The organism is Aureispira sp. CCB-E (assembly GCF_031326345.1).
Lineage (GTDB): Bacteria > Bacteroidota > Bacteroidia > Chitinophagales > Saprospiraceae > Aureispira.
Window position 1 is genome coordinate 1,769,071 of record NZ_CP133671.1, and the last position, 18,616, is coordinate 1,787,686.

Genomic DNA, 18,616 nt, shown 5'->3' on the forward strand with positions numbered 1-18,616 from the left:
TTGCTTTTTTATTTAGAACTCAATCATTCATTTGTAAACAAGTAAACTCTTAATATAAATTATGTGGGAATTTATCAAACGATTATTTAGAATAGGAAAAGCAGAAGCAAATTCTGCGGTAGATAAATTAGAACGTCCAATTACTATGACCAAACAAGGTATTCGTGATTTGAAAAAAGATTTGGACGAAAGCTTAAAAAGTTTGGCAGAAGTAAAGGCAACTGCTATCCGCTCTAAGCGAGAGGCAAATAACCACAAGGAAGCTGCTGAGGATTATAAGAAAAAAGCAAAAGCTTTGCTTCAAATGGCTTTAGATGGTCGAAAAGATGAAGCAGAAGCAAACCGCTTGGCAGCAGAGGCAATGGCTCGTAGAGAGGAATCTCTAAAATTGTATCAAGTGGCTAAAACCAATCAAGATAAATTTGAAGGTTTGGTAGCTAAAATGGAAAATAAAATCCGTATGCTGAAAGGTCAAGTTGCTAAGTGGGAAAATGAATTGAAAACATTGATTGCTCGTGATAAAGTGAGTAAAGCAACTGGTAAATTGAACAAACAATTGGCCAACATCGATTCTAGTGGAACATTATCAATGCTAGAAAAAATGAAAGAAAAAGTAGAGGAGCAAGAGGCTTTATCTGATGCTTATGGCGATATGGCTGCTGAAAGCAAAACAATCGATGAGGAAATTGATGCTGCTTTGGGAGATACATCTTACACTTCAAGTGCTGCATTGGACGATTTAAAACGTGAAATGGGGTTGTTGCCAGCAGAAGAAAAAATTGAAATTAAAGAAAAAGCAGAAGAAACGATTAAGATTGAAGTAGATAAACCAGATACTACAGATTCTGATACTCCAGCTTAATACGTTGAATGTATAGTGCGTTACTTTACGCTCAAAAAGGTTCTCAGCATTTTGTTGAGAACCTTTTTTTGTAGATAGGCAAGCTAAATGATGAATTGTGTGAGTTGCCTAATTTGTTTTTTAATGAATTGATTTTTAGTGTGGTAGGAAATGACATTAAAAAAATATGCCCTTGGTAGGGTAAATATGAAACTTCTGTAAATTTATAGGAGACCAACTCGGATTATTTTTTGTATTTCTTGGTGCGATAGCTTTTGGTCTTTTTGGTTCAACAAATCAAAAAATGAGAAAGCCTGTATTTATTCATAGAAGCAGTTGGAGATGTATCCGCCGCTTCTTGTTTTAAAACCAAGATTTATGAGATTATTTTTTTTTATATTATTTCTGATAGGAACAATAGATAGTAGTTCTGCTCAATTTAAAATCAAAGCAACAAAGTATATTAGTAGTCCTAGCGCTTCTGTTATTAGTGATGATGGAAAATACTTTTATCTTAGAAATGGGAAAGGCGTTGGAGTATATCGTATAAATCCTACCACCAAGTTGTTAGAAAATATTCAAGAGCTAAAAATATCGGGCAGCTCCAGTGAATTACTTTTGACGAAGGATAATCGGTTTGTTATCACAACCAATTTTTCAGATGGAGTATTATTAATATACAAACGAGATCCTTCCAATGGAAAATTATCATTACATAAAAAATATGAACAAACCATTGACGGAAAAGGATCTATCAACAAGCCGATGGATATTGCTTTGTCACCAAGTGGACGCTATTTATTTTTAGCGGGTAATAAAACCCTAATGACACTTCGTTTCCAAGATGGTACGGCAACTTATCTGAGGCAACATGATTCGAAAGGTAGTCCTCATGGGACAATCTATTTTAGTACAGATGGAGAGTATGCTTTTATCGCATATTATGGCGATAATAGTTACTTTGGTCGAACAATACTGAAATTCAATGACGAAACTGGAGAATTGTATGTTGTGGGAGACTTAAGAGAAGATTATCCTATTCCTGGTTCTTACTATTATTTTGGGAGAAAACAAAAACAATATACGGTGTCCGCAAATTTGGAATATATGAATTTTTCTCCTGATGGAAAAGATGTTTATATGGATGGCACGGAAAGTTATTCTAATGGCGGACGTGGTGCCATAATGCATTATAGATGGGTAAATGGAAAACTAGTTTTGCAAAATGCTTATTATGAGTTGGCTGTAAAATACCAATTGGAAAATATCAAAAATATTTGTTTGGATGGTAGTGGGGGATATCTATATGTATTAACAGGTGGAGATGACTCTGGTATTCATATTTTTAAGCGAGACGCTCATACAGGTGCACTAACTTTTATTCAAACATTTCATAAGAAAAATTATCCTCAAATTGCTACGCCTTATAGGGCTAGTTTTAGTGCCGATAACAAATATATTTATGTCTCTAATTATTTTGGAGGGAATGTCGTTGTATTAGAAAACTCCAATGCTAAGCCTAGTCCTCGTCAACAACAACAACTTAATGTAGATAATAAAGAGACTCCCCAACCAATTGTACAAGACATCCCTACGAATAATGTAAGTGATCATGATTGTCCTTATACAGCAATTACAGAAGTAGAGGTCAGCAGGATAGAAGAACGATTAAACGATTTGGAAACCGAGCAAGCTCGTTATGACTTTGCTATGAAAACAGTGCAAAATCGTTGCTTAAAAACAATGCAAGTGTTGAAACTGGCACGTGTGTTTGAAGTGGAGTATATTCGATTGGAATGGGTGAAGTTTGCTTATTATTATACCTCTGATATAGAGAATTTCTATTTGTTAGATACTTTATTTACCAACAAGAGGCTCAAGCAAGCATTTAAAGCATCTCTGGAAGGATAGAGCAAAATAAAAAACGATAATGAATCCACTTCATTATCGTTTTTTGAGTACGTATTAGTCAACCTAACATTAATCACCCAAAATTTCTTGGTCAATTAGAATAAGTTTAGAACCAGGGAGAATTTTATGCAAAGTGCCTAAGTTTTCGCTAGTATAAGAATGCACACGGATAAATCCATGACCGTACTCAGGTTTCTTTTGATAGGCAGAAAAACCTGTTTTGCAGTTTTTGAGCGAAACGTTGCTAATAATTGTTTTAGACAAATCTTTGGAGGCAATCCCTATCACAGCATCTTCTATGGTTGTATTGATAACTCGTGCTGTTCCTTGCTCTCCCATAGAAATTCCTTTATCTCCTGCCTTTTTAATGGTACAATCTCGAATGGTGACAATACTGGTAGAAAAATCAATGGCATCGTTTCCTGTATTATTAAAATGACAATGAGCAACCGTTCCTTGACAAAAATCAGCATCAAAACCATCTCCAAAAGTATTGCTAATCGTGTTATATTGAAAATCAAAGTCAGAGCGCACAATGTTTAAAATATCCTCGCAACTATTTTGAGTAAATGTAGTGTGATAAATATCGACATTAGACTCATAAAAATTAACTGCGCCAGGCAAGTTCCAGCCTTTGTAAGAGAATGCTCCTAATTTAGAGAATAGCGTATGGTTAACCTGAGATTGCCCACCTGCTTGTATGACAGAAAAAGCACGAGCAGATTTATCACTCGACTCAACCACAATAGGAGCCGACTCTGTTCCTAAGAACTGTACTGGGGAATAGGAGAGGATAAAAGCGCTATTGACAATATCAATCTTAATACCAGGCTTAAATGTGATGTTATGACCAGCAGGAATAACAATGGGCTCATCAATGACAACACTCTTGTTAAAGATGATGTGAGGTTGCCCTGGTGTATAAACATAGGCTGGATGATTTTCTCTCAAGGTACTTTTTAGTTCTTGTACTGGACTCAAGCCCTCAGGAATAGGCCAAGGATTGATGCTAACATAAAAGTCTTTATCAAGACCAAGCACTCGGTATACGAAAAATTTAGCATTGTCAGGAACCTTGATTCGAACGCTATAGTCTGGCAAATCTCTAAATCTAGTCGTATAAAGAATTTGAGCTGTATCCAAGTAATTAATAACACCTCCTGATTGACTCATAGTACCTACTATTTCAATAGGAATTTGATGGCGATTGCAGACAGCAATTAGCCCTGGAGCTACTGTTTTGCTTTGAAGAGAGGCGCTATTGGGGTATAAGGCGTTTAAAATATTGCTAGCTCGTTTATACATATAGTTAATAGAAAACGTATAATCTGGTTTCTCTTGTTGAACGACTTTTAAACGAGCATAAAGAGGCGTAGCAATAGATTTTGTGAATCCCTTTAAGTAAGTCTCTTCGGCAAATTTTTCTAAATATTGATGGTATTTTCTTAAAAAACCATTGTCTCTAAATAACTTGCGATGCAATTCTTTATTCCCTTTGATGGCAGATAAATCAATGCCCAAAAATGGCTTTTCTGGTGTGTGATCCAAGCCAATTTCTGTAAAGCCATCAAAGCCTACAGGCTCTAGTTTTCCTGTAACTGGATTGTAGTAATAACGTTGGTTGTGCCATGCAATACCATGATAGCCTGCCGTAATATCCATAATAGCATAATACTTGGCAAGTAAATCTATATCAAAAATTTCCTCTGCTGGCTTTAAACCATATTGATATTGGTAAAGTAATTTTTGTGCAATTTTGTATTGTTCTGCCAATACGGGCGTTTTGAACGTTTTTCCTTCTGAAAATGGTTTGATATCAGGGCTACCAACAACAAGTTCGCCATCCAAATCCGCATCTAAATTGAATTGTTGTAATTGAGCTTCCCAAAAACCACTTTCTACAAATCGAATAATGGGTCCTTCTTTTTTCTTCGAAAATTCAGGCAATTGTTTCAAAAAATGTTCTTCATAAACATACAACCCCAAATCTTTGTGATTGAGTTTCATGTTGACAAAGTCGTAACGAGTGGTTAAGATGTCCTCATATTTGAAAAACTCATGCAAAACCCATTCAAACAAATAGCCCCTTGTAGAAGGGTTTTGTAGAGAAAACGTTTTTAAGCGATTCCAAGATTTATCGGTTTGAGTGGACACCCGAAACGACCATTTGTCTCCCATTAGGTGATCTGTCCAATCCCCTTTTAAACGCATTTTGATGCTAATTTTTGCATCCTTTTGCTCTTTGGGAAAGATTGCTCCTTTTACCCAAGAATCATCAGAACTAATCAGCATACCCTGCTCTATGGCTTCATGGCGTTTTTGCTTTAGTTTGTTGTATTCTCCTTCTTTGACAAAAATATGGATATCGTCAGGCTGCCAACTTTTGACAATAGACGCTTCATAAGAACTGTTTTTAGAATACGAAAGGTTGTCAAAATAGACAGGATCTTCATTAAAGTTAAAACAGTAAATTTTGAGTGTGTTTTCTTGCAATGGTTCTGTAACATCCAAAAACACTTCTACTTGTTGCCATTGATCTGTAAATTCGAATTGCTCACTTTGAAGATAAACTGCCTTGCCGTCAAGACTGGTTAGTACTAATCGACCAGCTTGTTTAGAAGGAGAACGCATCCAGACTTTTACTGTAATTTCATCGCCAACATAGACATCATTCAGCTGGGTCGAAAAACCATATGTGATTTTGTTTTTACTCAATTCAATAGAATAACTGCCTTCGTATGCTTCTGCCTTAGTTTGTGCAGCCGCACCACCTACTTTGTACCCATCCAAAACAAAAAAATCTCCTTCCTTTTTTTCTGCATTTGCTAGAAGGGTTCCTTTGATTTCTTTTTTGTTAAATGCATTCCACGCATAAGGAGCAACCACTACTATTCCAAGTATCAATAAAACGACTATTGATAAAGAGACTAGTTTTCTGAGTAGAATGCTTTGTCTTTGCTGTCTTTTTTTAGCAGAATTTGTTTTTATAATCATAGCTATAGTGGTTAATAGTCCGCTAATTTTTTAGTTTTTTGCTAAAAAGTATCTTAGATTAAGTTGATAATTAGGTTTTAGTGTGTTTGTAGGCTGTAGTATTGATTATGAACTGCGAAGCACTCACAACGTAATCTAATACGATTTTTGACAGACTAGTACTGGTAATACAACTGTAATACGTTATCTTATTGTGTTAATAAAATACCATTGACGTACTTGCTATTTTTGGACAAGCGAAATGGCAAGAAACGTGTAATACGTCGTAAATCTTTTTCATCTTCTCGTTCGTACTTGAGTTCTACAATAACAACGTGATCTCTATGCAAGTACTGTTTAAAATTGGGAGAGTGTAGCAAAGAGTGGAATCGCAAATTAGAATCAATTGTAATCCTAAATTTACCATCATTGGTTCCCCAATACGAGCGTTCGTAAGAATTTAATAAAGTAGCTTGTAGTGCGAATTGTTGCGGAACCAAGTTGTTAACCTCTTTTTGCAATCCTTTGATACCAGATAATTCAAAAGGAGAAAGTGGAAAGGTAGTTTTACCTCCCAGCTCATTTTCCTTATATTTTATTTCTAGTTTAGGAGCAATGATGGTTCTAATATCATCTCCATACCAACGGGCACGGTATTTTTTGCGAACATTAATCCCCATTAAATTTTCATTTAGACAAACCATATTAGGAGTGTCAAAATAAATGTTGTTAACGGTTCTATTGGGATACAGTTTATAAAAAGAAGCGGGATGCGATTTTATAATCTGTCTAATGTGTGGCATGGATAAGTTTTCCACCCTATATTTTCGTTCAAAACGCATAACTGTATGAATTCGTAAGCCAACCTAAAATACTTTACAACACAGGTATGTTGATGTGTTTAGACAATTAAGTCTGGTTGATCAACAATAGAAACGGTTGTATTGGGTGTAGAAGTAATAATTTGTTCTTGCATAGCAGTAATAGACTCTAAGCTAGAAGCTTTACAAATAAATGTAATATCTACTCCAGTAGACATACGATCCATTCTTTTTAATTCTACATAATCCATTTTTTCTTTTAACACACTTACAAAAGCGTCAATATTGGTTGTTTCAGAGGCAATATTAACATACAGCATATTTTCTTTAGAGTATCGGCTGCGATCTTGAATTTTGTAATTAATAAATAATAAAACCAAAATGAATAAGACTGCAATACTAGCCAAAATAGGGTAGTTAGCTCCTGTTGCCAACCCAATACCAATCACTAGAAATAAATAAATTAACTCTTCTGGGTCTTTGATGGCAGCTCTAAAACGAACGATAGATAATGCTCCAACCAATCCCAGCGAAAGGGCAATAGATGTTTTGATAATTGTGATGATAAGTACAGTGGTCAATGCCAAAGGAATAAAGTTGGTAGCAAATTTTTTACGATTAGCCACAGCGTTACCAAATCGCATGTAAAATTGACCTAGTAATATACTTAAAATAGTTGCAACAATTAGGTTGAGCAAAAATGCATAAATGTTAATAGAATTGTTGAAGTTCTCTACAAGTTGTTCTATGTTCATGTTTGAATAACTGAGCTATTAGTTAAGTTAAATGGCAAAGGTTTTAAGCTCCATGGACCTATTTTTTAGGATTAAATAATAGTATGATTGGAGTTGTTTAAAAAACCGATAAGATTATAAAGGATAGTAATAAAATACTACAATTGATATTTTCACGGCAAATATACTCAAATTGTCCTAAGCTCAATAAGAAAACAGAAGTAATGTTAAGTTAAAGTAAACCAAGTGTACTATGAACTTAAATTTTGAATAATGTTAGGTTAGGTTTTGATGGATTTTTCATCTATTCTTGAAATTAGATGAACGATAACGTTAAGGTATAAACAAAAAAAAGCCATGTTCGTCTAAGATGATATAAACAAACATGGCTTTTTTAGAATAGTTGTAGTTTTATTGAAGACCCAATTCAGTTTTCATCAAGTCCAAGATATTTCTAGATTCATCAATGTACAAAAGAAATTGTCCCCCTGTATCTAAATCTATAATAGCGGTAAATTTGTGCTTTTCGGCTACTTTTTTTATACCAGCATTTACCTTTTCGAACACAGGCTTTAACAATTCTTGTCGTTTGCCATCAATCTCTTTGCGAGCCGTTGCATAGTAATTTTGGATTTTTGCTTCAAGATTTCTAATTTCTTCGACTCTGGTTTCTTGCAGAATTTGAGCCATCCCAGCTTTTTCCTTCTCAAATGCGGCAACTTTAGCTTTGAGTTCATTTTCTAAAGCAGTGCCGACACCTTGTTTTTCGGTACTCATCTTTTCGATTTCAGCTTGGATGGTCTTTGCTTCAGGAAAAAGAGAAACTAATTTAGAAGAACTAAAAAAGCCAATTTTTTCTTGTTGCGCGAAAGCAGATGAAGTGATTAAAAAACTAGAGATTAGGAATAAAAATAAATATTTCATTGTGTGAGGATTGATTTTTGGTAAAATGATGGCTATTAAAATTTCAAAGATAACAGAATTTTGCTTTAACAGACGAATAGTTTACGGTATCAATATAACTGAAAAGGTGTTTTAATCATAAAAATCATCAATAGGCATATTACCAATGATAATATCTCCGTACAAGGCTTGAACCTCCTTGGTATCAGTAGGCACTTTGGTTTTAGAAGAATTTTGAACAGCTCCCAGCTTACTAGATGTTTTAGGTGCCGTAGCTGCAACGTGCTTACGTGGATAAACAAACTGAACGTTGACTTGAATGGTTTGGTTGATAGCTTTTAACTGTTCTCCTTTTAAAATGACATTACCTTTTGATGTAAGGCTAGTTGGTATTTTTACGGTCACTTTAATGGTTTCCTTTAGTGCGTTACCGCCAATTGTGACCCCTTGTTTTAAGTTAGGAGCTTCAAGAACAAAGGTTCCCTCTTGTGATTTTGTAGTCAACTGATAGCGATTTACTTTTTGAAGCTGCTCTATAACGGTTTTGGGGTAATTGACACTAATTTCTACATCAACTACAATGTTTTTGGTTTTGCTTTGCTGAATAGAAAAGTTGCTATTTGGAATGTCAATTTGAATGGCATTTTTGTCTTTTACATTAAAAACCTGTTGTGCAAAACTGCTATTGGCAAACAATAGCACAGTCATTGCTAAAAATAATTGTTTCATTAAATGGAATGTTTTGATTTGATAATAGTTAGCTGCGCTGCTACTTCGTGGTCGTTGCAACTGAAAGTTATGAACAAACTACTAGTTGTGATAGATAAGTATGTTTTAAATGAATGCTAATTTATAAAGTACTAAGTCTACCAACGCCTATTTAGATGATTGGCTTAAGGTAGAAGTATACGCTTTCGTTGGTCAAAATTTGTGCCATGATATTTGAGTGAAATATGGTCGCATAAAAACTTATAGAGTATAAAAAGGAGGAAAAAGGGGCTTCCAAAACGGACTAAAATAGCTCAAAATAGCCTTAAACAGCCATTTGTCCGTTTTGAATGTAAAATTGTCCGTTTTGAATGTCTGAAGTACTGTTACTTTGTGAGTATGAAAATAATATCCGTTTTCGTCCCAAATATTTATTATTTCAAATAACACAAATTTACTCCAATGAAATATTTATTTACATTCCCCATTGTGTGTTTAAGCTTCTTGATAAGCACCCATTTAGTAGGGCAAACAATAGACGATTTAGCAGAAAAAAACTACAATCAACAAGCAACAGATTTATCCATTCTTCAGCAAGTCAATACGCATCAACCTAATCATGCAAGAACAGCACCTCCCGCCCCTGCTGCTACGGGGGATAATTTATGCGCCCCAGGAATGACGGCTACCTTGACAGCAACAGCATCTTCGGGCGGTACTCTTAATTGGTATAACGTTGCTTCTGGTGGCACCTCTATAGGAACAGGGGCAACATTTAATCCTGTGGTTACGTCAACTTCTAACTATTGGGTAGAAGAAGTTGTTGGAGGAGGGGCAGGAGGAAGCAATAACTTGGTTGCTCCTTACAACTCCAACAATGGGCAGCGAGGCTGTATGTTTGATTTGACAGCTGCCAATACGGTTACCATCAATAGCTTTGATGCTAATTTATATGCAGGAACGACCGCCAATTATGAAATATATTATAGAGCAGGCACACATGTAGGTTCCGAGAATAACGCAGGCGCTTGGACATTGCTTGGTGGAGCAACAGGAATTACATCTGCTGGAAATAATCTACCTACATCCTTGCCAATTCCTGTTGGGGTGACTATCCCCGCAGGGCAAACGTACTCTTTTTATATTACGAATGATTTTGGAGGAGGTACATCTTATACAGATGGGACTGCTGTGGGCAATTTTTTAGCATCAGATGCCAATTTGACAATTTATGAGGGTGTTGGCAAATCGTATCCTTTTGGATTAACATTTGCAGTTCGAAATTTTAATGGAACCATTCATTACTCAACAGGCGGAGGTTCTTGTTCTAGCCCTCGGACATTGGTTACTGCAAATGTGAAAGAGCCCACATACGCTCCAACAAATATGTTGACTAGTTCTAATGCGAGTTGTACTGTAACGGAGTCGGGCGTTGATTGGACCTATTATTACAATACAGCCAATCCCAATGATTTATTATTTGCGATTGCGCATGATCCTATGAATTTAGGGAATAATAATTTTACAGCACAAGCGCATATCCAAGTACGAAACAACTCGACAACCAATTGTTATACAAGAGAAAATATTCCTCAACAACTTGCTCGTTTTGTAATGGGGCGTTATTGGAATGTGGATGTGCTGTCTGGAAATATTGTGGATCCTGTTTGGGTTCGTTTTTATTACCAAGCAGCAGAGCGTACAGCTATGAATGCGGCGGCGGCAGCTTGGCAGGGAACCAATGGAGGTGTTCAAAGTCCAGTTTACTTCTTTAAAACCAATGGCGCACCATTTAGCATTGCTTCATCTTTGCATTCAGAAGGTGTATACAATAGTTTGGAATTGACGAATTTTGTAGATAATCAAGCTGCTAGTAATGGAACTAACTATGTTGAAATTCATGATATCAATAGTTTTTCGGGAGGTGGTTTAATTACAGGAGTAGTGCCAGTAGGAGGGACAACGACAGGAACAGCAATTCTATTGGATTTAAAATTATTGGATTTTTCGGCTAAACGAGTTGCGCAGAGTGTGGATTTAACTTGGCAGACCAAAGATGAATACAATATGAGTCATTTTGAGCTGCAACGTAGCCTTGATGGAGTTCATTTTGAAACAATTGCGCATACTTCTGCTCAAGCAAAAGGACAAGCCAATCATTATACATGGAAAGATGAAGTGCCTTATTTAGGACGAAATTACTATCGTCTAGGAATGGTTGAAATAGGAGGGGAGGTAAGATATTCGGACGTAAGAGTCGTATCCCTAGAGGATGTAACACCTTATACGATGCGTGTGGCACCGAACCCTTTTGGAGATGCCTTAAGAATAGAGGTATATACCAATTCGTCAGAAGTGACACCAACTTCTATTCTAGTTTACAACGCCCTAGGGCAACAGGTATATGCCGCTGAAAAAGTATTGCAAGGAGGGCAAGAACGCATTCATATTGCAACAGCAGACGATTGGCAAACTGGATGTTATACCGTAGTGTTGCGTAGCAATCAATTTACACAACAAAAACAGGTTATTAAACAGTAAATGCAGAAAGACAAAATGTTATATCATCAAGCATTATTATACAATATAGAAAGATAGAGATAGCTTTCGGGGGAAAGCTAGATTTGTTGCACACCACAGCTAAATTTTAGTTGTGGTTTTTTTTGAACGATTACTTAGAAACAGAAGAAGAAAGCTTACTTTTAAACATGCTCTTATATTATTCAGTTATGTATTGGTAAGTGGATAGCAAAAATCATAAGTAGCAGCCTCATATCGCAACTCAAATCTAAAACAACAACTCTATGTTCTTCTTTCGATTGATGATTGGATTTTTTTTAGCTATAAATTGTTCTTTTGCGCAAACTGTTGATGAAAATTTAGAAAAATATTGGCATTATCGAGCTCGCTTAATTGGTACAAACAATGAATGTGGTTTTTTGGACATTGGTTTAGGTCGAGGAATGAGCTTGGCAGCTTCTGAGCGGTTTCCTGATGCCGATTGTGCGACGAACCATCATCTCAAAAACAATGATTGCCACCTTTCAAAAGGATCAGGGCGAATGCATTGGGGAGATGCAAGTCTTTATCATGGACTTTATTTGGCAATATTGGCATTAGAATATAAGAACTTAGAAATTGCGAAACAAAATACAGATGCTGTGGCTCAGGAATTGTGGTATGCTTTAGAAGCTTTTGAACGACTGGACTCGATGGCAGAAGTAGTCCTAGGGTTGCCTGGTAAAAAAGATGGTTTTTTTGTGCGAGATGATATAGACGGTGATTTTTATTTTAAAAAAAATACAGCGACCAATAAGCGTTTTTCGAATGAAAATGAGAGCTACAATTGTATGTCTTCTGCGATTAGTTGCGGTCAGCCTTCGGCAGAATCGGGTTCTTTTATTAGTCAAGATCAAGTGATTGGACTATTTATTGGATTTTGTATGATCGATCAATTAATTCCCAATCAAAGATATCGGCATAATTTGCCAACTTTTGGCGAGAAAGTTCGTGTTAATGTTGATCGAATTGTTAGTTATATGATGAAAGACCGTTGGAAACTAAAAATGCCCGATGGTACCCCAATTCCTGATAAATGGGGAGGAAATGCAATTGGATTGAGCTTTCCAATTAGTACCATTGCCAATCAGTTGACCAAAGGAGAATATGAAAAAAATTACCACAAAAAAGGCGCTTTACTTTTAGGTAGACCCATTTATGATTTGTTACAACTTTCTTTGGCTTTTCAACATCCCACCAATGTCGTTTTAGCATTAGCAAGTATGAGCCTATTGCCCAAAAGAAGTTACAAAGCATTAGGACGAAAGAGTATCAAGCACGATGTTATTATTTACCCTTTAATTCGATCTGTCTTATTTGATCAAAAGTTATTCAAAAAAATAAAACGCAGCGATTTTGAGTTGATCTTAAACGCTGCGCCCTATGATGGTCCCTGTTTTGGTTTAGAAGATTGTACGGCACCTAATGGATGGAAGTCGTTTAACCGATGGATTCATCCACATTTTAAAAATGGAAATCCCTATGGTATTTATAGCGAACTGCCAGGGTTAGATTATATGTTGTTGTATAATTTGTATCATTATTATTATCACAAAGACTTGCCTAGTTATCAACAAAAACTACGCTAGTTCAATTGTAATTGGTTTAACCTTGTTGCTTGGCAGCGCGTTTAGCTTGTCTATTTGCCCTTTGTTCTTTATAATAACCTTTCTTAGGCTGTTTCCATTTGAAATTAAGTGTAATCGCAGGAATAACAGGAAATAGAGAAACTTGATAAGACTTTAATTCTACCTGTCCCGAAAGGGCATCTGTTTCGGGAGTGGTATAGGTGAAAAATACATTCTGACGATTGTAGACGTTGTAAACAGATAGTACCATATCGGCTTGAAACGGTTTTTGCTTTTTTGTTAATCGGAAAGATAAACTCAAATCCATTCGATGATAAGCTGGCAAACGAGCGGAGTTGCGTAATCCATATTCTAACGTTGGGGTAAAATTAACCATATACACAGACTTGATTGGAGTGTACGGAGCACCAGAGCCATAGACAAAAGTAGAACTAACTGTAAACCAGTCAAAAATATCATAACTTAAAACAACAGACAAATCATGGGTTCGATCAAAGCCTGCTAGAAATGTTTTGCCTCGGATATTATCAAAAGTGCGCTCAGAACGAGAAAGCGTATACGATATCCAACCTGTAAAACGCCCTTTTTGTTTGCGCAAAAACAACTCTAAACCATAAGCTCGACCACGCCCAGAGATAAACTGATCTTCTAGGTCTGTGTCTGGCGTAGGTGTATAATCTTCGGCATAATCCAGCTGATTGAATAAATCTTTATAAAAGACCTCAATAGAAGCCTCAAAAGTATTGTCTAAGAAGTTGTGGAAATATCCTAAGGCATATTGAAGCCCCCATTGAGGACGTACTTTTTCTGTACTAGGCACCCACAAATCAGTCGGCAGTGTACTTGTAGAATTGCTAACCAAATGGACATATTGCCGTCCCAATGTTACTCCTGCTTTAATGGATGAAAAAGGAGAAACTGTTGCTTTGCCACTAAATCTAGGTTCTACCCCAAAGTAGGTTTTGACGGGCTCTAACATGCCATACGTACGTGTAGTATCTACTTTGCCCGTATAAGGACCCACCTGTTGAAACATAGAAAAACGCATTCCTACATTAACACTAAAGATTTTACTAATTTTCCAATTGTCTGTAATATAAAGCCCTGCTTCATGCGAGCGTTTGCGGTCTGGATCAATGATAAAAGCTTCTTCCCCAGAAAAAGCCTCTGCTCTATTGGGAGTAAATGTATGATAGGTATAATCTACCCCAAATTTGATTTGATGGCGAGGATTGGGATAATAGTCAAAGCTAACTTTTCCTCCAAAATCTCTAATGCCAGAATTTAGCTTAAATGAGAATTGTTCTTGTCCTCCCGATACAGAAAAATCATAATCGTTGTAAACAAAAATAAAGTTCATAAAGAGTTTGTCATCAAAAATATGATTCCAACGTAGGGTTGCCGTGGCATTTCCATAAGGCATATCAAATACAAAACCTCGATCTGGATTTTTTAAATTTAGAACATCTCGTCCAAAATAACCACTTAAAAACAATCGATCTTTGTCGGTGATTTGGTACTTTGCTTTGATATTCAAATCATAAAAATAATAGTTGGTTCCCTCAAAAGCGGTTCCTTGAATAAAAGGTTGGGCAACATCAAAAGCATACGTGCGTCTACCTGAAACAATAAATGAGCCTTTTTTAGGAACAATAGGACCTTGAACGGTTAACCTTGAAGAAATAATTCCAATACCTCCTTCTATACCAAATTTATCATCATAACCATCTTTCATTTGGATGTCAAGAACAGAAGATAATCTTCCTCCATAGTTGGCAGGCATTCCTCCTTTGATAAGCGTTGCTTTTTTAATTGCATCTGAATTAAAAACAGAGAAAAAACCTAACAAATGCCCCGCATTGTAGACAACTGCTTCATCTAGCAAAACTAAGTTTTGGTCAATACCACCGCCACGAACAAAAAATCCTGCGGTTCCTTCTCCAGCAGATTGTACGCCAGGCAATAGTTGGATGGTTTTTAGCAAATCCACTTCTCCCATCAAAGCAGGAAGTTTTTTTATCTCGCTCATCTCCAATTCTACAGTTCCCATTTGAGTACTTTCCACATTGGTATTTCCACGTTCGTCTGTTACAACAATAACAGAATCAAAAACAGCACCACTAGATAGTTCAATATTGAACGTCGTATCTTGCGTTAGATTAATGGTTATTTTTTTATCCTCATAACCAATATAACTTGCTACGATAGTGTATTGACCCGGTTTGAGGGATAAAGAGTAAAAACCATAAACATTAGATGTAACACCGTCCAAGGTGTTGTTCTCGTCATAAATGTTGGCATAAATTAAATCTTCTCCACTTACAGCGTCCTTGATGTAGCCGCTCATAGTAACTCGTTTTTGGGCGAATAGAGATGTGCTCAATAATAGAAAGAAGCAGAAGAGTTTATAGTTAACTTGCATTGTTTGTTAAGGCTAATTTATCAATCAATACGACTATCTATCAGAATAGGATGCTTAGTCGTTCGGTGCTTTGTGGTGTCGTTTTTAAATTTACTACAATTAAAATGATTTTGCTAGAAAAGAGTTTAGTGAAAACCTTAGAATTATAAAAAATAGCTATTCCTTAACATTCCAACATGGTGTGCGTATTTTTAAGGCAAAAAAAATTAAAATCCCAAAAGAGAATAGGGCGTTTTTGCTAAATAGAAAAATATAAGGTAATTCTTGTTCCTGTAGATGGTTCTGGTCCTAGGTCATCTGTTTGTATCCGAATTTCTTTCTGCATGGTTTGATTCAAAAATTGAATTCTATGTTGAATAGCTTCTGTTGAAAAACCTGTATGAAGATGCAGTGTTTTTTCTTTCATTTCATTGGCTTTTTCTTGTCCAATTCCATTGTCCTCAATTACACAAACCAAAAAATCCCCCTCAATACGAAACTCAACCAAGAGCTTTTTTAACCCTTTTTTGTGAAACAATCCATGTTTGATGGCATTCTCGATATAAGGTTGAATAAACATGGCAGGTATTTGAATCTCTGTTTGTTGTTCAAGGGAGACGAGGCAATTAAAGGTGACATTTAATTGTTCGCCAAAACGTAATTTTTCAAGATCAAGATAAAGGCTTAAAATTTCCAATTCGTTGTTCAAAGAAATGAATTGTTCTTTGGAAGACAAGAGAATTTTTCGGATTAAGGCACTAAATTTTCCTATATAAATGGTTGAGTTTTTAATGTCTTTCATTAGCACCAAATCCTGAATGGAATTGAGTGCATTGAAGATAAAGTGAGGATTCATTTGTGCTTGAAGGGCTTTTAAACTAAGCAAGGCTACTTCATCTTGTTTTTGCCGTTCAAGTTGTTCATAAGCAACATTTAAAGCTATTTTTTGTTGCCTAATAATTCTAAGCCGAGATGAGATATAGAGCAATAATAGCAGGACTAGCAGCGTAAAGATAACCACTCCCATTAAGTTTCTTTTGCTCTGAATAGCCCTTTCGTTGGATAGTAATAATTCTTTTTGAGTTAATTCCTTTTCAAGTTTGTGCTGATTGGTTCTATATTTGGTTTCTAGAGAGGCAATCAAGGTAGCATTTTTACCTTTTCGGAGGCTATCTACCATGTTAAATTGGTTTTTTAATAGTTCCAATGCTCCTTTGTAGTCTTTTTTTAGTTCAAAAAAGTTTCTTTTAACTTGATAATAATTGATCAAAAGGGAGGGGTTCTTGAATTTAGGAGCAATGGCATCTAGTTCAGCAACAATTTTTTGCAGTTCAAGTACATTTTTCCTAGCAACATGTATTTTTCCTATAAGCGTAAGTGTTTGACTTAAAACCTTAATGTCTTTTACCTTCTTAGCTATTTCTAACGCTTTTTCATAAAACGGAATGGCTGTTAGAGTATCTTTTTTCTTGAGGTAGGCATTGGCAACGACACTATAAGAAAGAGACAAGCCGTGAAGATTGTTCACTTGTTTTTTAAACTCAATGGCTTTTAATCCATAATAAATCGTACTATCTATTTGCTTTTGTTTCAGAAAAAAAGTAGCTAAATTACTATAAACTAATCCAAAACAATAAGGTGTTCTAGAAGAGGGTAAGTCATCGCAAATACCCGCACATTTTTGATTGTACTGAATAGCTTTGGCGTACATTTTTTGACTATAAAAAAGACCGCTTAGACCAATGTAACAAGAAGCTACAATCTCTGTCAATTGGTTTTCTTTAGCAATTTTTAAAGCATTTAGATACTTTTGAGTGGCCTCAGATAGGTCGCCCTTCATTTGTAATAATGAGGCATGTTCGGTTAAAACACCTAAGTGTTTTTTTTTATCGGACACATGAGGCAAATAGCTATAAGCTTCTTCAATAACCGTAAGGGCTGAATCAATGGTATTGGTAGAGGTTAGGTAATAGCTGTAGTAGATACATAAACCTATTAAATGATGGTATTGTTTGTACTCTTTTGCCAGTCGAATACCTTCAAGAATATAGACAATACTCTTTTCTGCATCCTTTCGAATCGTCTTCGTACTTAATTCAAGTAAAATTTCCAATTTAAGTGTGTCATGAGGACTTGTTTCTAAAGCGATTTCGAGAGAATCTAGTATGGCAACTTGTGCTTTAGAAGTAGACGGTTGTATAAAGAAAAATAGGCAAAAAATATAGAATAAACGGACGTAATATTGTTTCATAAGGGGACTAAGTTAGGACATAGGAAAGGCATTAGAAAAGATTTAGATAAGAGATGTGTTCTTCAAAACTTTTCTTTTTTTCTCTAGCAACTTTCGCATTAATATTTTCGGATAACGTGAGTTGTCCCTCACCTTTGAAGTATTTTTTTATATGATTGATATTGACAATAGAGGAGCGATGAACTTTGTAGAATTGTAAATGGTTTTGTGTGAGTTTTTCAAAAAACTTAATGCTTTTGCTGATTAAAATTGGTTTAGAGTTGGTTTGCCATACTTTGGTGTAAGCGCCATCGGCTTCTATCAAGATAATTTTCTTTGTTTCAATAAAAATTAAGCCTTCAGCAACAGGCAAGGCAATATTGTGAATAATATTTTTTGTTAAATTAGATTTTAAAGCCTGAAGTCTTTCATACATAGTCGAAGTTTGAACTTTTTGTCTGAGTTTCTCAACGGCTATTTCTAATTTTTCTAATTCAATAGGCTTGAGTAAATAATCAATAGCAGAGAGCTCAAACGCTTGTATGGCGTATTCATTATGCGCTGTTGCAAAGATCAATTCAAAATTTACTTCTTTAAAAAAAGAAAGCAATTCTAGCCCTGAATATTGGGGCATTTCGATGTCACAAAAGACAACATGTGGCTCTAATTTGTTAATTTGCAAAACGGCATCGGGTACGTTAGAACATACTGCAACAATTTGCAAATCAGAGAAGAAGGTAGTAATTAAGTTTTTTAAAACACGCCGCCCTCTTTCTTCATCATCAATTATAATGACTTTCATAGGATGATTGGAATCGTAGAAAAATTTGAGATTTAATTGTTGCTGTAATATAGTATAAAACAATTTCTTTTAAAAAAATATAAATTTTAAAAGCACTTTTAGGTAGCCTAATGCTCTAAAAAAAAGTAAAAATTTACCATCCAT

Annotated in this window: 12 protein-coding genes; 4 read left to right on the top strand and 8 right to left on the bottom strand. The window is 35.6% G+C overall.

Going from position 1 to position 18,616, the window contains the following annotated elements; all coding sequences use genetic code 11:
- The first annotated feature begins 61 nt into the window (after positions 1–61).
- Both QP953_RS06820 and QP953_RS06825 read left to right on the top strand, forming a co-directional pair.
- Entirely contained in the window at positions 62–862 is an 801-nt protein-coding gene (locus QP953_RS06820; RefSeq protein WP_052592317.1) for a PspA/IM30 family protein, read from the top strand.
- Positions 863–1,219: 357 nt separating this feature from the next.
- Positions 1,220–2,752, top strand: a complete 1,533-nt coding sequence (locus QP953_RS06825) for a beta-propeller fold lactonase family protein (protein ID WP_309554414.1) — start codon at positions 1,220–1,222, stop codon at positions 2,750–2,752.
- 69 nt (positions 2,753–2,821) lie between these two features.
- Here the strand turns inward: QP953_RS06825 and QP953_RS06830 are convergent, their stop codons facing one another.
- The 5 genes from QP953_RS06830 to QP953_RS06850 all read right to left on the bottom strand — a co-directional run bounded on the left by QP953_RS06830 (position 2,822) and on the right by QP953_RS06850 (position 8,912).
- The gene (locus tag QP953_RS06830) at positions 2,822–5,746 is read right to left on the bottom strand and encodes a right-handed parallel beta-helix repeat-containing protein (protein ID WP_309554415.1); all 2,925 of its coding nucleotides are present in this window, start codon (positions 5,744–5,746) and stop codon (positions 2,822–2,824) included.
- A gap of 188 nt (positions 5,747–5,934) precedes the next feature.
- Positions 5,935–6,567, bottom strand: coding sequence for a polyphosphate polymerase domain-containing protein (locus tag QP953_RS06835; RefSeq protein WP_309554416.1), 633 nt, complete (start codon positions 6,565–6,567; stop codon positions 5,935–5,937).
- 59 nt (positions 6,568–6,626) lie between these two features.
- The gene (locus QP953_RS06840) at positions 6,627–7,301 is read right to left on the bottom strand and encodes a DUF4956 domain-containing protein (protein ID WP_052592326.1); all 675 of its coding nucleotides are present in this window, start codon (positions 7,299–7,301) and stop codon (positions 6,627–6,629) included.
- Positions 7,302–7,691: 390 nt separating this feature from the next.
- Positions 7,692–8,204 carry an OmpH family outer membrane protein gene (locus QP953_RS06845; RefSeq protein ID WP_052592328.1) on the bottom strand — a complete coding sequence of 171 codons (513 nt, stop codon included), beginning with the start codon at positions 8,202–8,204 and terminating at the stop codon, positions 7,692–7,694.
- A 111-nt stretch (positions 8,205–8,315) separates the two neighbouring features.
- Complete coding sequence (locus QP953_RS06850) at positions 8,316–8,912, bottom strand: hypothetical protein (RefSeq protein WP_052592330.1); 597 nt, start codon at positions 8,910–8,912, stop codon at positions 8,316–8,318.
- Between the two features lie 441 nt (positions 8,913–9,353).
- Between QP953_RS06850 and QP953_RS06855 the strand changes: the two genes are divergently transcribed.
- Together QP953_RS06855 and QP953_RS06860 are read left to right on the top strand one after the other, a co-directional pair.
- Positions 9,354–11,432, top strand: a complete 2,079-nt coding sequence (locus QP953_RS06855; RefSeq protein ID WP_309554417.1) for a T9SS type A sorting domain-containing protein — start codon at positions 9,354–9,356, stop codon at positions 11,430–11,432.
- 263 nt (positions 11,433–11,695) lie between these two features.
- Entirely contained in the window at positions 11,696–13,039 is a 1,344-nt protein-coding gene (locus QP953_RS06860; protein ID WP_309554418.1) for a hypothetical protein, read from the top strand.
- 16 nt (positions 13,040–13,055) lie between these two features.
- Here the strand turns inward: QP953_RS06860 and QP953_RS06865 are convergent, their stop codons facing one another.
- From QP953_RS06865 to QP953_RS06875, 3 genes are all read right to left on the bottom strand, one after another.
- The gene (locus QP953_RS06865; protein ID WP_063832982.1) at positions 13,056–15,386 is read right to left on the bottom strand and encodes a TonB-dependent receptor; all 2,331 of its coding nucleotides are present in this window, start codon (positions 15,384–15,386) and stop codon (positions 13,056–13,058) included.
- Positions 15,387–15,699: 313 nt separating this feature from the next.
- The gene (locus tag QP953_RS06870; RefSeq protein ID WP_309554419.1) at positions 15,700–17,691 is read right to left on the bottom strand and encodes a histidine kinase; all 1,992 of its coding nucleotides are present in this window, start codon (positions 17,689–17,691) and stop codon (positions 15,700–15,702) included.
- Between the two features lie 31 nt (positions 17,692–17,722).
- On the bottom strand, positions 17,723–18,472 hold the full coding sequence (locus tag QP953_RS06875) for a LytTR family DNA-binding domain-containing protein (protein WP_052592338.1): 750 nt from the start codon (positions 18,470–18,472) through the stop codon (positions 17,723–17,725).
- Positions 18,473–18,616 lie beyond the last annotated feature (144 nt).

Bases quoted from the DNA above. Each gene is read 5' to 3' on its own strand.
- QP953_RS06830 (WP_309554415.1), bottom strand. From the start codon at position 5,746: ATGATTATAAAAACAAATTCTGCTAAAAAAAGACAGCAAAGACAAAGC.
- QP953_RS06875 (WP_052592338.1), bottom strand. From the start codon at position 18,472: ATGAAAGTCATTATAATTGATGATGAAGAAAGAGGGCGGCGTGTTTTA.
- QP953_RS06865 (WP_063832982.1), bottom strand. From the start codon at position 15,386: ATGAGCGGCTACATCAAGGACGCTGTAAGTGGAGAAGATTTAATTTAT.
- QP953_RS06825 (WP_309554414.1), top strand. From the start codon at position 1,220: ATGAGATTATTTTTTTTTATATTATTTCTGATAGGAACAATAGATAGT.
- QP953_RS06855 (WP_309554417.1), top strand. From the start codon at position 9,354: ATGAAATATTTATTTACATTCCCCATTGTGTGTTTAAGCTTCTTGATA.
- QP953_RS06840 (WP_052592326.1), bottom strand. From the start codon at position 7,301: ATGAACATAGAACAACTTGTAGAGAACTTCAACAATTCTATTAACATT.
- QP953_RS06845 (WP_052592328.1), bottom strand. From the start codon at position 8,204: ATGAAATATTTATTTTTATTCCTAATCTCTAGTTTTTTAATCACTTCA.
- QP953_RS06850 (WP_052592330.1), bottom strand. From the start codon at position 8,912: ATGAAACAATTATTTTTAGCAATGACTGTGCTATTGTTTGCCAATAGC.
- QP953_RS06835 (WP_309554416.1), bottom strand. From the start codon at position 6,567: ATGCGTTTTGAACGAAAATATAGGGTGGAAAACTTATCCATGCCACAC.
- QP953_RS06860 (WP_309554418.1), top strand. From the start codon at position 11,696: ATGTTCTTCTTTCGATTGATGATTGGATTTTTTTTAGCTATAAATTGT.
- QP953_RS06820 (WP_052592317.1), top strand. From the start codon at position 62: ATGTGGGAATTTATCAAACGATTATTTAGAATAGGAAAAGCAGAAGCA.
- QP953_RS06870 (WP_309554419.1), bottom strand. From the start codon at position 17,691: ATGAAACAATATTACGTCCGTTTATTCTATATTTTTTGCCTATTTTTC.